This window comes from Corynebacterium maris DSM 45190 (genome assembly GCF_000442645.1).
Classification (GTDB): domain Bacteria; phylum Actinomycetota; class Actinomycetes; order Mycobacteriales; family Mycobacteriaceae; genus Corynebacterium; species Corynebacterium maris.
In genome coordinates this window covers 1,321,797-1,334,838 of the sequence record NC_021915.1, presented here as the reverse complement: position 1 = coordinate 1,334,838, position 13,042 = coordinate 1,321,797, and the positions used below count along the sequence as shown (strand labels likewise).

The 13,042-nt window shown below is 68.4% G+C and carries 14 protein-coding genes; 4 read left to right on the top strand and 10 right to left on the bottom strand.

Annotated features, from left to right (window positions below; translation table 11 throughout):
* The first annotated feature begins 208 nt into the window (after positions 1 to 208).
* From B841_RS06295 to B841_RS06285, 3 genes are read left to right on the top strand one after another with little or no spacing between them, the layout of a single operon-like run.
* Positions 209 to 1,120 carry an ABC transporter substrate-binding protein gene (locus B841_RS06295; RefSeq protein WP_041631792.1) on the top strand — a complete coding sequence of 304 codons (912 nt, stop codon included), beginning with the start codon at positions 209 to 211 and terminating at the stop codon, positions 1,118 to 1,120.
* Positions 1,117 to 2,049, top strand: a complete 933-nt coding sequence (locus B841_RS06290) for an amino acid ABC transporter permease (RefSeq protein WP_041631791.1) — start codon at positions 1,117 to 1,119, stop codon at positions 2,047 to 2,049. Before B841_RS06295 ends, B841_RS06290 begins: the two co-directional genes overlap by 4 nt.
* A complete protein-coding gene (locus B841_RS06285; RefSeq protein WP_020934649.1) occupies positions 2,046 to 2,810 on the top strand; it encodes an amino acid ABC transporter ATP-binding protein in 765 nt (254 codons plus the stop codon). Before B841_RS06290 ends, B841_RS06285 begins: the two co-directional genes overlap by 4 nt.
* A gap of 3 nt (positions 2,811 to 2,813) precedes the next feature.
* On the opposite strand, the gene B841_RS06280 is transcribed toward B841_RS06285, so the two are convergent.
* From B841_RS06280 to B841_RS06235, 10 genes are all read right to left on the bottom strand, one after another.
* Positions 2,814 to 3,281, bottom strand: coding sequence for a nuclear transport factor 2 family protein (locus tag B841_RS06280; RefSeq protein ID WP_020934648.1), 468 nt, complete (start codon positions 3,279 to 3,281; stop codon positions 2,814 to 2,816).
* 93 nt (positions 3,282 to 3,374) lie between these two features.
* A complete protein-coding gene (locus B841_RS06275; RefSeq protein ID WP_020934647.1) occupies positions 3,375 to 4,565 on the bottom strand; it encodes a YihY/virulence factor BrkB family protein in 1,191 nt (396 codons plus the stop codon).
* Positions 4,566 to 4,616: 51 nt separating this feature from the next.
* On the bottom strand, positions 4,617 to 5,366 hold the full coding sequence (locus tag B841_RS06270) for a sulfite exporter TauE/SafE family protein (protein ID WP_041632145.1): 750 nt from the start codon (positions 5,364 to 5,366) through the stop codon (positions 4,617 to 4,619).
* Positions 5,363 to 5,854, bottom strand: coding sequence for a pantetheine-phosphate adenylyltransferase (gene coaD, locus B841_RS06265; protein ID WP_020934645.1), 492 nt, complete (start codon positions 5,852 to 5,854; stop codon positions 5,363 to 5,365). Before coaD ends, B841_RS06270 begins: the two co-directional genes overlap by 4 nt.
* The gene (gene rsmD / locus B841_RS06260) at positions 5,847 to 6,425 is read right to left on the bottom strand and encodes a 16S rRNA (guanine(966)-N(2))-methyltransferase RsmD (RefSeq protein WP_020934644.1); all 579 of its coding nucleotides are present in this window, start codon (positions 6,423 to 6,425) and stop codon (positions 5,847 to 5,849) included. The genes coaD and rsmD overlap by 8 nt, the downstream gene beginning before the upstream one ends.
* Positions 6,422 to 6,631 carry an acetyl-CoA carboxylase biotin carboxyl carrier protein subunit gene (locus B841_RS06255; protein ID WP_020934643.1) on the bottom strand — a complete coding sequence of 70 codons (210 nt, stop codon included), beginning with the start codon at positions 6,629 to 6,631 and terminating at the stop codon, positions 6,422 to 6,424. Before B841_RS06255 ends, rsmD begins: the two co-directional genes overlap by 4 nt.
* Before the next feature lie 11 nt (positions 6,632 to 6,642).
* A complete protein-coding gene (locus B841_RS06250) occupies positions 6,643 to 8,757 on the bottom strand; it encodes an ATP-dependent DNA helicase RecG (RefSeq protein WP_020934642.1) in 2,115 nt (704 codons plus the stop codon).
* Between the two features lie 3 nt (positions 8,758 to 8,760).
* Entirely contained in the window at positions 8,761 to 10,338 is a 1,578-nt protein-coding gene (locus B841_RS06245) for a DAK2 domain-containing protein (protein WP_020934641.1), read from the bottom strand.
* Between the two features lie 11 nt (positions 10,339 to 10,349).
* Entirely contained in the window at positions 10,350 to 11,021 is a 672-nt protein-coding gene (locus tag B841_RS06240) for a uracil-DNA glycosylase (protein WP_041631790.1), read from the bottom strand.
* Between the two features lie 2 nt (positions 11,022 to 11,023).
* A complete protein-coding gene (locus B841_RS06235; RefSeq protein ID WP_020934639.1) occupies positions 11,024 to 12,004 on the bottom strand; it encodes a thiamine-phosphate kinase in 981 nt (326 codons plus the stop codon).
* A 103-nt stretch (positions 12,005 to 12,107) separates the two neighbouring features.
* Between B841_RS06235 and B841_RS06230 the strand changes: the two genes are divergently transcribed.
* Entirely contained in the window at positions 12,108 to 13,004 is an 897-nt protein-coding gene (locus B841_RS06230) for a DUF3515 domain-containing protein (RefSeq protein ID WP_020934638.1), read from the top strand.
* Positions 13,005 to 13,042 lie beyond the last annotated feature (38 nt).

Sequence of the window (13,042 nt, the reverse complement as noted above, 5' to 3'; positions counted from 1 at the left end):
CTCCTGGGTGACGCTGCATGAGCAAGGTCAGTGGCCCGGCGCGGGCCAGACGGGCGGCGTCCGCCAGGTGTGGGGCGCCACCTCGCCACCCTAACCGTTGGGCCCGTACAGCCCGAAAACATTTTCCGGGTCGCCGATCACGCCGCCGTCGCCTCAGGCGGGCAACCTCAAAGGCAATTAGTCACATCTCGCGCGGTAGGGTATCCCCATGACCCGAAGAACAGCACGCGCCGCGGCCGTTGTGGCCGCCGTCGGCGCAACGACTTTGCTGGCCGGGTGCGTCACCAACGCCGAAGGCGGAAACCCGGACGGGTGGACGCCGATCGTTCCCGACGAAGTCCCTGACATTGCGGCCATGGTGCCCGATGCCGTGGCGGCGGACGGGGTGCTCAGCGTGGGCACCAACCCTCCGTTCGCCCCGTTCGAATTCAAGGACTCCGAGGGCAACATCATCGGCGTGGAGATGGACCTGGCGGCCGCGATGGCTGGTGTGATGGGGCTGGATTTCCAGCCCGTCGAACAAGACTTCGCCATGATCTTGCCCGCATTGCAGTCCGGCACCGTGGACATGGGCGTCTCCGGTTTCACCGACACCGAAGAACGCCGCGAGAGCTTCGACTTCGTCAACTACCTCTACGCCGGCATCCAGTGGGCGCAGCAGACCGGTGACGACGTCGACCCCTCCGACCCGTGCGGATTGACGGTGTCGGTGCAGCGCACCACCGTCTCCGAGACCGATGACGTCCGGCCCAAGGCTGAGGCTTGCGAGGAGTCCGGGCAGGAGGCGATCACGGTCCTGTCTTATGACACCTCCGACAATGCGGCTTTGGCGGCGCTCATCGGCCGCGCGGACGCTTTTTCGGCGGACTCGCCGGTCACCTCCTGGGCGGTCAACCGTTCCGACGGCGAACTGGAGCTCATCGGCGATATCTTTGACGCCGCCCCGTACGGCTTCGCCGTCAACAAGGGCTCCGAGCTCGGCCCGGCGGCCGCGGCGGCCCTGCAGCATCTGATCGAGACCGGCGAGTACGCCGAGATCCTCGCCCAGTGGAGCATCGAGGACGGCTTAGTCGAGACCGCCCTGATCAACGAACAGCCCGTGGAAGGGGTTTCGCAGTGAGCACACCAACTAAACCCGACGTGATCCAGGCCAAGCCGCTGCGCCGCCCGGGCCGGTGGATCCTGGCGGCGATCCTGCTCGTCCTGGCCGGAATTTTCATCGTCGACGCCTTGGGCCGCGAGGCCTACGGCTGGGACACCTACCGTCAGTACCTGTTCGACACCCGCATCGCCACCGCTGCTTTGCACACCCTCGCCATCACGGTCCTGGCGATGATCATCGGCGTGGTCGGCGGCGCACTGCTGGCCGTCATGCGCATGTCCCCCAACCCGGTCCTGCAGGGCGTGGCCTGGGTGTTCCTGTGGATTTTCCGCGGCACCCCGGTCTACATCCAGCTGGTGTTCTGGGGTCTGCTCGGGGCGATCTACCAGAGCATCAACCTCGGGTTCACCGAAGTCTCGCTGGAGGCCGTCCTGTCCAACGCCTTTATCCTGGCGGTGTTGGGGCTGGGGCTCAACGAGGCCGCCTACATGGCCGAGATCGTCCGCTCCGGCATCTCCTCGGTGCCCGAAGGCCAGCTCGAGGCCTCCAAGGCGTTGGGTATGGGCTGGGCCATGACCATGCGCCGCACCGTGCTGCCGCAGGCGATGCGCATCATCATCCCGCCCACCGGCAACGAGCTGATCTCCATGCTCAAGACCACGTCCCTGGTCATCGCGGTGCCCTACACCCTGGAGCTCTACGGCCGGTCCATGGACATCGCGGCCGCGCTGTTTGAGCCGGTGCCCATGCTGCTGGTCGCCGCCACCTGGTACCTGGTGATCACCTCCCTGCTGATGATCGGCCAGCACTACCTGGAGAAGTACTTCGAAAAAGGCGCGACCCGCGAGCTGACCGGCCGTCAGCTCGCCGCGCTCGCCGACGCCGAGGGAACCATCCCCGGCAACGTCACCGTCATCCCCGACCCGCCCAAGGAGAACCGCCAGTGACCGACCTCATGATCGACGCCCGGCAAGTGTGGAAATCCTTCGGCAGGCTCGACGTGCTCAAAGGCATCGACTTGACCGTGCCCAAGGGCTCCGTGACCTTCCTGATCGGCCCCTCCGGGTCCGGCAAGTCCACCCTGCTGCGGTGTGTCAACCACCTGGAAAAAGTCACCGCCGGGCACCTTTATGTCGACGGCGACCTCATCGGCTACCGGGAGAAGGACGGCGTGCTCCACGAAATCTCGGAGAAGGACGCCGCCGCCCAGCGCGCCGGGATCGGCATGGTGTTCCAGCAGTTCAACCTCTTTCCCCACCGCACCGCGCTCGAGAACATCATCGAAGCGCCCGTGCAGGTCAAGAAGCAGTCCGTGGCCGCGGCGAAGACGCGTGCGATGGAGCTGCTGGAGTCCGTGGGCCTGGCACACAAGGCCGACGCCTACCCGGTGCAGCTCTCCGGTGGCCAACAGCAGCGTGTGGCCATCGCCCGGGCGGTGGCCATGGATCCGAAACTGATGCTGTTTGACGAACCGACCTCCGCGCTGGACCCGGAGCTGGTGGGTGAGGTGCTGCGCGTGATGAAGCAGCTCGCCGCCGACGGCATGACCATGCTCGTGGTCACCCACGAGATGGGCTTCGCCCGCGAGGTCGCCGATCAGGTGGTCTTCATGGACGGCGGCGTGGTCGTCGAGTCCGGCCCCCCGGCCGAGGTCCTCGACAATCCGCAGGAAGCGCGCACGCAGCAGTTCCTCTCTTCACTGCTGTAGCCGCTACAAGCCGAGTTCGCTCAAGCCTGGGTGGTCCTGCGGTCGCGGGCCCATCGGCCAGCGGAAGAGGCGGTCGGCCTCCTCGATCCTGACGTCGTTGATCGAGGCGTGCCGGTGGCTCATCAGCCCCTGGTCGTCGAACTGCCAGTTTTCGTTTCCGTGGGACCGGAACCACTGCCCGGAATCATCGTGCCATTCATAGACGAAGCGGGCGGCGATCCGGTTTCCTTCGAACGCCCAGACTTCCTTGATCAGCCGGTACTCCAGTTCCCTGGCCCATTTGTCGCGGAGGAACTCGACGATCTCGTCGCGGCCGGCGAGGAAACGGTCGCGATTGCGCCACACGCTGTCCGGGGTGTAGGCCAGGGAAACCTTCTCCGGGTCGCGGGTGTTCCAGGCGTCTTCCGCGCCGCGGGCTTTTTGGGCGGCGGTCTCTGCGGTGAATGGGGGAAACGGCGGGCGGGGGCTCATGACAGATCTCCTTGTGTCCACGTCGCCGACGGGATGCCGGGCGACTGTCCCCATCATCGGTGGCGTGCCGGGCGCCCGCAAGGTCGAGAGCCGTCAAGGTGCACCGGCGTCGTCTCTCCCGCCCGGCTCTTCCTCCCCGCGCGGACGGCGCCGGGCCGTCTCCTTGATCCTGCGCCCGGCGGCTTCCAGTTCCTGCTCGATTCTCGCGTAGTGCTCGGCCCCGGAACTTGAGCGCGGCGGGGCCTGGATGTCGCGTTCGGAGTCCAGCCCGACCTGCAGCTCTTTCGCACGCAGCACCTCCGCGTCGATTTTGACGCCGACGACCAGCACGATGTTGTTCACCCACAGCGCGGCCAGCAGCGCCAAAATCGTTCCGATCGCGCCGTAGGCGCTGTATCCGGCGAAATTGCTCAGGTACCAGCTAAACGACGCCCACACCGCCCCGCTGACCAGCAGGGCTGAGACGGAACCGAGCGTCAGCCAGCGGAACTTCACCGGTTTCACGTTCGGGGCGAAATAATACAAGATCGCGATGAGGACGATCGCCAGGACAATCACGACCGGAAACCGCAGCCACTGCCACACCGGCAGGAAGATGCCGAGGAGGAAGTCGACTACCCCGGTCAGCCCCAGCGGATCGGCGACGGGCTCCACGAACCTCTCCACGATGGAGGCACGCAGCAGCAGCGCCCCGATCAACAAGACTCCGCCGACGACCAGCACGACGGTCATCGCCCACATCGTCGCCCACGTGCGCACCACGTTGCGCCCTTCGACGCGCCCGTAGCCGACGTTCGCGGCGCGGGCGAAGGCGCGCACGTAAGCGGAGGACGCCAGCAGGGCGAACACGACGCTGACCACCAGGGCGACGGTGCCGTCCGCACCGGCGCCGACGATCATCGCCACCGCCTCACGGACGTCGTCGGCGAGGTCGACGGGAACGTAGCCGTCGATAAGCTCAGTGGTCAGCGACGTCACCTGGGCTTCGTTGCGGGCGAGCACCAACGTGGCGATCGAATACGCCGCCAGCACCGTCGGCGCGAAGGTCAGCACGGTGAAGAAGGTCAACACCGCGCCGCGGTCCATCACGGCGTTGAGGAAGAAGTCGGCGCCGACGCGCCGGGCGACCAATCTCCAGCTGGCCCAAGACAGCCGGTTGCCGGCCCGCAGGGGATTGAGTCGGTGTGCCCTGTCGGGGACCGGGAGGACACGGTTGCCGCCCGCCCGCACCAGGTACTGCGTCTCGCGTGCGTCCGCCTCGAGGTCATCGCGCTGTTCCGCCATACCCGCAACGTTAATCCGATCGGGTGGTACAGCGCGCCCCGTGCGTCACACTCAGGCGCCGCTCAACGCCATCACGCCGCGCACGATGGCGGTGATGCCGCCGAGCACCGCCAAAGACAGGGCGATGCGGCGGGCGGTGGCCCTGGCGATTTTCTCGGCGGTCGCCGTGCCCAGCCCGAGGCCGACGAGCATCGCCACGACGCCGATGGGCCAGATCAGCCAGTCCGTGCCGGCGAGATCGCCGGCGCCCATCGCTATTTTGGCCAGAAACGACAGCGCCCCGGCGACCATGAAGATCGGCTGGAGGGTAGCGGCGTAGGTACGCTGCTCCCACCGGGCGGCCTGGGCGTAGACGGTGATCGCGGGCCCGGCGATGCCGGCGAGCGTGTTCATGAAACCGCCCACGGCGCCGGCCACCGCGGCCGGCGCCCTTCCGTCGACCTGCGGGACGTGGCGTTGCCCGAAGGTGGTCACCGACAGCGCCACCAGCAGCAGCACTCCGACGAGGATCTGCAGCCAGGCCGGCGAAGTGTAGGTCACGAGCCAGGCGCCGGGCACGATGCCGACGATCAGCGCCCCGGCGATGACCGCGAATTTCTTCCAGTCGACGTTTTTGCGGACCGTCAGGGTGGTCAGGGCCGCGTTGATGAACGCCAACACGTTGACCACCAAGATGCCTTCGACGGGGCCGAGCAGCACCGCCAGGACGGGGCCGGCGACCAACCCGACGCCCATGCCGGAGACCCGCTGCAGGTAGGAGCCGACGGCCAGCACCAGGAAGACGGTGAGCAGCAGCATCAGCCCCGGGCCTCGCCGCGCATCTTCTTTTCCATCGCGGCGACCACGGCGTCCGGCACCAGGCCGGTGACGGAGCCGCCGTACTTGACCACCTCTTTGCACAGCGAGGAGGACACGTAGCCGTACTTCTCGTCGGTGATCAGGAAGCACGTCTCCACCCCGCTGAGGCGGCGGTTCATCTGGGCCATGGGCAGCTCGTAGTCGTAGTCGAGCGAGCTGCGCAGCCCCTTGACCAGGGCGGTCGCCCCATGCGCGGTGGTGTAGTCGACGAGCAGGCCGGCCCAGTTGTCCACCGTCACATTCGGCAGGTGGTCGGTGACCTCCCGGATCAGCTCCATGCGCTCGGCGACGGTGAACAGTCCGGTGTTCTTCGTCGGGTTGCCGGTGACTAAGACGGTGACCTCGTCGAATTGGGCGGCCGCTCGGGTGAAGATGTCCAGGTGTCCGTTGGTGACGGGGTCAAACGACCCGGGGCAGACTGCTTTAGTCAAGGAATACCTCTCGGTTGAACACGGCCATGTCCATGCGGGCACTGCCGTACGTGCGCTTCTTGAGTTTCTGACCGGTCGGCGCATAGGCCTGTGGCCAGGCGGTTTCTGGCGAGTCTACGTGACGCTCCACGACCACGGCGGCCCCGTCTGCGAGCTTGGGGGCGAGCGCGGCCAGCAGTTCGGCGACCGCGGCGTCGTCCACGTCATAGGGCGGGTCCGCCAACACCAGGTCGAAGTGTGCGTCCGGCGCCCCCGCCAGAAACGCCTCGGCCTTCATACGGTGCACGCGCACCCGCGGATGGCGTACCACGGCGACATTGTGTTCGATGACGGTCACCGCCGCGGGGTTGTCCTCCACGAGATGGACTTCGGCGGCGCCGCGGCTGGCGGCTTCCAGCCCCAGCGCACCCGAACCGGCGAAAAGGTCGAGGACCACGGCGTCGTGGAAGCCGAAACGCGCCTCCAGGGAGGAAAACAGGCCCTCGCGGGCGCGGTCGCTGGTCGGGCGGGTGCCGGCCGGCGGCACGCGCAGGGTCCGTCCGCGGGCAGACCCGGAGATGATGCGGGTCATGCGCTCACCTCCAGCAGCACGTCCCCGCCCACGACGTCGGCGAAGTCCTCACACGACAGCACGGTGACCACGCCGGGTCCGGGCGCCGACACCGGCGCCTCCAGCTTGACGGCCTCGACGGTGGCCAGCACCTCGCCGGTGGTCACGGTCTGCCCGGGGGCGACGTGATAGCGGACGATGCCGGCGAACGGAGCACAGATGTTCATGGGCAACGAGTTTAGCTCTTGTCCAGAAACTCCTTGTCCTCCTCGCCGATGTCGGCGACCAGACGCTCCGCCAACCCCCGGTCCCGGCGCGCCAGCTCTTCGGCGTCCGCGTTGGCGCGGTGGATGATCTCGAAGTCCTGCGTCAAGTTTAAAAGCTTGACCGTGCGGTGAGTTCCAGACTGGCTGGTGCCCAGCACGTCGCCTTCCTGCCTGGTGGCGAGGTCCAGATCCGCCAGCGCGAAGCCGTCGAGGGTCTCGGCGACGGCCATGACGCGCTCGTAGGCCGGCGCGCCGGGTTCGGCGTTGGTGTGGAACAGGCACAGCGATTGCGCGCCGCCGCGGCCGACGCGGCCGCGGAGCTGGTGGAGCTGGGAGACGCCGAAGTTCTCGGACTCGCGGATCATCATGACGGTGGCGTTGGGCACGTCCACGCCGACTTCGATGACGGTGGTGGCCACGAGCACGTCGATGCCGCCGGCGGCGAAGTCCGCCATGACGGCGTCTTTGTCGTCGCCGTGCATGCGGCCGTGCAGCACGCCGACGGTCAGGTCCGGAAATTCGGTGGCGGCCAGTTCCGCGGCGACGGCGAGCACGCCGCCGTCGTCGTCGATGCGGGGGCAGACGATGTAGGCCTGGTGCCCGGCGGCGGCTTCTTCGCGGATGCGTTCCCAGCCGCGGTCGACCCAGGCGGGTTTGTGCTCGGGTACGACGGCGGATTGGATGGGGCGACGTCCGCCGGGAAGTTCTTTGAGGGTGGTCACGGCCAGGTCGCCGAAGACGGTCATGGCGATGGTGCGCGGGATGGGGGTGGCGGTCATCACCAGCAGATGCGGGGTGGCGCCGTCGCGGCCTTTGGAGCGCAGCCGGTCGCGTTGCTCCACGCCGAAGCGGTGTTGTTCGTCGACGACGACGAGGCCTAAGTCGAAGAAGTCGACGGAGTCCTCGATCAGGGCGTGGGTGCCGACGATGATGTCGGCCTGCCCGGAGACGATCGCCAGCAGAGCTTCTTGGCGGGCTTTGGCGCCCATGGAACCGGTGAGGGTGACGACGGTGGCGCTGGAGCCGGCGGCGGAGAGGATCTCGGTCAGGGAGCGGGCGTGCTGGGTGGCGAGCACTTCCGTGGGGGCCAGCAGCGCGCATTGGCGCCGGTGGTCGACGGCTTGGAGCATCGCTAGGAGCGCGACGATGGTTTTTCCGGAGCCGACCTCGCCTTGGAGCAGGCGGCTCATGGGGTGGGCGCGCTGCAGGTCGGCGGAAATGTCGCGCAGGGCGTTTTTCTGCCCGTCAGTCAGGGGGAAGGGCAGGTTGGCCAGGAGCGCGGCCTGCAGTCCTTGCTCTGTGCGTGCCAGGGCGGGGGCGGCGCGGTGTTCGGTGTCCATGCGCCGCAGCGCCATGACCAGGGCCAGTCCCAGTGCCTCGTTGTATTTCAGCCGGTGGATCGCGGGTCCCGGGCCGGTGGCGGGTGGTTCGTGGACGCCGCGCAGGGCGGAGTCGAAACCCGGCAAGCCGGAGGGGTGGTAGTCCAGCGGTTCGTCGATGCACGGCAGGGTCTTGAGGATCAGGTGGATCGCGCCCATGATCCGCCAGGAGGTGATGGTTTTCTTCGCCGGGTAAATGGGCAGATAGTCGCGGCCGCCGAGCAGTTCGTCGAGGTCGCCGAAGGCGGCGAGGTTGCGCAGCGAGCCGGTGGCCTGCTTGGCGTCGCCTTTCGCCCCGGCAGCGGTGGCGATGATGTAGAAGTCCGGGTGCTGCAGCTGCGGTTGCTGGCGGAAGTAGGACAGCTTGCCGGAGAACACCGCCTTCGCGCCGTCGCGCAACATGGCGGTGGCGTAGCGGGAGTTGAAGAACATCGCCTCGACGTGGTGGTCGCCGGCGTTGATCAGCACCCGGTGCATCGTCTTGGTCTTGGTGATGGTGCGCGCCCGCACCACGGTGCCGATGATCGTGACGGTCGTGCCTTCGTGCTCATAGCTGATGTCCTGGGCGCCGCCGTGGCGGGTGTAGGTGCGCGGGTAGTGCTCGAGCAGCTGCCAGCAGGCGGTGTAGCCGAAGGCCTTCTTCACCGCCCGGGCCTCCTTGGCGGGCAGCACCTCCGCCAGCGGGCGCAGGTCCCGAAATCCCAGCATCGGCTACTCCACCCCGATCTCGGCGGTGACCCCGAGTCCTTCGCCCGGGTAGACCATGACGTCGACGTGCAGCGCCTCGGACAGTGCCTCGGGGTCGAGGTCGGCGTCCGTGATGACGCTGATCTGTTCCCCACCGGCGCCCAGCAGGTGCTTGGCCGCGCCTAGGACGGCGCCGTCGATGGTTTCGGCGATCTGCAGGATCTGGCCGTGGGCCTCGACGAGCAGATCCCCCTTCGCGCATGCGCCCGCGGAGGTCAACGCGGCGCGTTCGGCGCGCACGGCGACGGCGGTGCGCATCGCGGAGGCTGCCTCGGACATGGCGTAGGCGGAGGTCGCCAGCGGCTGCTCGGAATCGTGCACCGTCAACGCCGCCAGGCCGGAGACCAACCGGCTGGTCGGCAACAGGGTGATCGACTGGTCGAAGGCGTGCGTCGCCTTGTCCACCGCCGCCAACTGCCGCCGGTTGAGCAGCCCGTTGGGCAACAGGATGATCTCGTCGGCCCCGGACGCGCGGATGCGGCCGAGGATCTCGCCGACGGGGTCGTAGTCGGCGTCCTCCTCGAGCTCGAGCTCGATCTCCACGACCTCCGCCCCGACGCGCCGGTACAGCGACGCGATTTCCCCGGGCGGGGTCAGCGCGACGATCAGGCGGGCGGGCTGGTCGATCTTCGGGGCGCCGGGCAAGACCTCCAGACGCAGCCGGCTGACCGCCCCCAGGCCGTAGGCCGCCTCGATGACGGTGCCGGCATCCGAAGTGTGGATGTGGACGGTGCCGGCGTCCTCCGCGGCGCGGGCGATCAACAAGCTGTCACCGAGCGGGTCGATCGTGGCGGCCAGCGCGTCGAGATCACCCTGGAAGTAAAACATGACCTCCAGCTCACCGGGACTGCCGTGGGACACGGGGGACTCCCCGGCGACAGAGTCTGACCAACCGCTGAACGCGGTCTTCGACGGCGCGCCCTCGATTTCCGCCGACAGGGTCTCCAGCAGGATGACCAGGCCCGCTCCCCCCGCGTCGACGACCCCGGCCTCGCGCAGCACCTCCAACTGCGACGGCGTCTGCGCCAGGGCGATCCGGGCGGCGTCCACGGCCGCCGCGGCGGTCGCCCGCAGATCGGCGCCCTCATCCACGGCGTGACGGGCGGCGACGGCCGCCGCACGCAACACCGTGACCACGGTCCCTTCCACCGGGTCCGCGATCGCCCGGTTCACCAGCGTCACCGCGATCTCCAGGGTGCGGGTCAGCACGCTGGCGTCGACACGCTCATGCACCGCCGCCTCAGACAGGCCGCGCAACACCTGCGAGAGCACGATCCCGGAATTCCCGCGCGCCCCCCGAACGCTGCCCACCGCCAGCGCCTTGGTCACCTCGGCGATGTCGTCGCGCCGCGAGTCAGGCAGCGTCTCCACCTCCGCCAACGCCGCCTGCATCGTGTGCGTCATGTTGGAGCCGGTGTCCGAGTCGGGCACCGGAAACACGTTGAGCGCGTTGATGGCGTCGCGCTGGGCGGACAACTCCGCCACCGCACGAGACGCCCAGCTGTGCAGGCGGGGGCCGTCAAACTCGATCGGATGGGACATGGTGGCCCATCCTAGTCGGTTCCCAGCCGCCAACTCACCGGCTGCCCGCCCTGCGCCTCCAATGCCTCATTCGCCCGGGAAAACGGACGAGACCCGAAAAAGCCCCGCGACGCCGACAACGGCGACGGATGCGGCGACTCAATGCGCGGAACATCGCCCAGGAAACGACCCGCGGACTGGGCGTCGCGGCCCCACAAAATCGCCACCAACGGCCGGTCTCGCCGCGCCAACGCCCGAATCGCGCACTCGGTGACCTCCTCCCACCCCTTGCCGCGGTGCGAGGCCGCCGCACCGGGGCGCACGGTGAGCACCCGGTTGAGCAGCAGCACGCCCTGCGCGCTCCAGGCGGTCAGATCCCCGTCGGCGGGTGGGTCGACGCCGAGGTCGTCTTTGAGTTCCTTGTAGATGTTGACCAGGCTGCGCGGCGGTTTCACGCCCGGGGCCGTCGAAAAGCTCAGCCCCATCGCGTGCCCGGGCGTCGGGTACGGATCCTGGCCGACGATGAGCACCTTTACTTCGTCGAAGGGGTCGTGGAAGGCACGCAGCACGTTCTCCCCGGCGGGCAGGTAGTCGCCCTCCGCGCGCAGAAAATCGCCCATCCGGTGGATCCGGTCCTTGACCGGGGCCAACACTGGTTGCCAGGACTCGTGCACGGGCAACGGTTTGTCGTGGTAATCGTTCATGGTCAAAAACTCACCCATCCTCCGTGGTAGTGCGGTGCGGCCCCGTCGACGGTCACCGCGGGGTCGCCGGACTGCTTGCCGACGCGCCCGATCTCCCGGAATCCGGAGGGCACGTCGTTGGCCGTCGTGGCGACCAGCGTATGGTCTTCTCCCCCGGTGAGCACCCACTGCCAGGGGTCGACGCCGAGCACCTCACCGGCGCGGACCAGTTCCGGCCCCGGGGCGATCGCCTCGGCGAAGAGGTCGACGCTGACGCCGGAGCGGGCGGCGATGGTGGTCAGGTCGACGACCAGCCCGTCGGAGCTGTCCGTCATGCTGGTGGCCCCCGTCGCGCGCGCGACGACCCCGCGCCCCGGGGTGAGGTACGGCGCGCAATGGGCGGCGACCACCTCCGTGAGGTCCTCGGGAACGTTCTCGCGGCCGAAGCGCTCCAGCAACGCCATGCCGGCGGCGGACCAGCCGATCTTGCCGTGCGCGACGACCCGCTGCCCCACCCGCGCGCGATCCAAGCGTAACGACGGCAGGTTGCCGCCCAGGGAGCCGATCGCCGTCACCGAGATCACCAGCTGATCTCCGCTGACGACGTCCCCGCCCACCAGCTCCGCCGAGTACTCCGCCACCCGAGACTCGATGCCCGCGGCCAACCGCTCGAAGAAGGACACCGGGGTCTCCGCCGGGACCGAGACCGCCAGCAGCGCCGCGACGGCGCGGGCGCCCATCGCCTCAATGTCGGCGAAGTTCTGGACGATCGCCTTCTTGCCCACCTCCTCCGGGGTGGACCAGTCCCGTCGGAAGTGCCTGCCTTCGACGAGCATGTCGGTGGTGGCCACCACCTGAGAGTTCGGGGCGGCGTGGGTCAGCACGGCGGCGTCGTCGCCGTTGCTGGAGCTCGGGGCGGCGGCGACGATCGCCTCGATGACGGCGTGTTCGCCGAGCTCTCCGGCGGTGGGGCCGCCCGCATCATCCAGAGGCTGTGTATTCACGGGTGTGACGGGCCTTTCGGTAGACTTTTGGGCCATGAGCTCGCCTTCGACTGTGTCAGACTCCCACTCCGGCCAGGATTCCCCCCAATTTAGCCGTCTCCCGATGATCATCGGACTTGTGCTGGCGGTGGTGCTGGTCGTCGGCGTGTTGATCGGTGCGCGGATCGTCTCCGACCGAGCCGGCAACGTGCCCGTCGCCATGACCCCGCTGCCCGCTCCGGACGCCGACTCCGCGGAATGCACGCAGCTGATTGAATCCCTGCCGGACGAACTCGTCGGCCACGACCGCGCCGACATCACCGAACCCGCCCCGGCCGGCACCGCGGCGTGGGCCTCGAGTTCCCTGGAGCGGGTGACGCTGCGCTGCGGTGTGGAGCTGCCGTTGCAGTACACCGACTACTCCGAGCCCGTCGAGATTGAGGGCACCCAGTGGCTCGTCGTCGAGGACGCCACCCCGGAATCGACTATGGCGACCTGGTACTCCGTCAACCGGGAACAGGTCGTGGCCGTCACCGCCGACGAGCCCACCCTGGGCCGCGCCGACAACCCCGTGGAAAACCTCGGCGAAGAGATCGCGCAGCTCCCCGAGTACGACCACGATCCGCGTCCGGCGCCGCTGTCCGAGCTGGAGGCCGCCGGTGGCGAAGCCGCGGAAATCTGCGAACCGCTGCTGGAAGAGGTCCCGGAGATCCTGGCGACCGACTGGACGCTGCAGTCCGTGGAGGGAGACACCGCGGTGTGGACCAACCCCGGCCAGGAGCCGGTGGTGCTGCGCTGCGGCGTCGTCCCGCCTGCGGGCTACACCGCCGGTGAACGTCTGACCCAGATCAACGACGTGCCGTGGTTCGAGGACACCGAGCTGGTCGCCGGGTCGACCGCGTCGGTCTGGTACGCCTTGGGCCGCGCGACCGACGTCGCGGTGAGCACCCCGCAGGCCGCCGCCCAGGAAGTGCTGGTTCAGTTCAGCGACGTCATCGCCGAGGAGACCCCGGAGCAGTAAGCTTTCGGGCCCCTGGGAGGGGCGTTACCCCATAGGCG

Excerpts from the sequence above, each read along its gene's own strand:
- B841_RS06240 (WP_041631790.1), bottom strand. The coding sequence starts at position 11,021 with ATGAACGATTACCACGACAAACCGTTGCCCGTGCACGAGTCCTGGCAA.
- B841_RS06295 (WP_041631792.1), top strand. The coding sequence starts at position 209 with ATGACCCGAAGAACAGCACGCGCCGCGGCCGTTGTGGCCGCCGTCGGC.
- B841_RS06245 (WP_020934641.1), bottom strand. The coding sequence starts at position 10,338 with ATGTCCCATCCGATCGAGTTTGACGGCCCCCGCCTGCACAGCTGGGCG.
- B841_RS06275 (WP_020934647.1), bottom strand. The coding sequence starts at position 4,565 with ATGGCGGAACAGCGCGATGACCTCGAGGCGGACGCACGCGAGACGCAG.
- B841_RS06280 (WP_020934648.1), bottom strand. The coding sequence starts at position 3,281 with ATGAGCCCCCGCCCGCCGTTTCCCCCATTCACCGCAGAGACCGCCGCC.
- B841_RS06250 (WP_020934642.1), bottom strand. The coding sequence starts at position 8,757 with ATGCTGGGATTTCGGGACCTGCGCCCGCTGGCGGAGGTGCTGCCCGCC.
- rsmD (WP_020934644.1), bottom strand. The coding sequence starts at position 6,425 with ATGACCCGCATCATCTCCGGGTCTGCCCGCGGACGGACCCTGCGCGTG.
- B841_RS06230 (WP_020934638.1), top strand. The coding sequence starts at position 12,108 with ATGATCATCGGACTTGTGCTGGCGGTGGTGCTGGTCGTCGGCGTGTTG.
- B841_RS06255 (WP_020934643.1), bottom strand. The coding sequence starts at position 6,631 with ATGAACATCTGTGCTCCGTTCGCCGGCATCGTCCGCTATCACGTCGCC.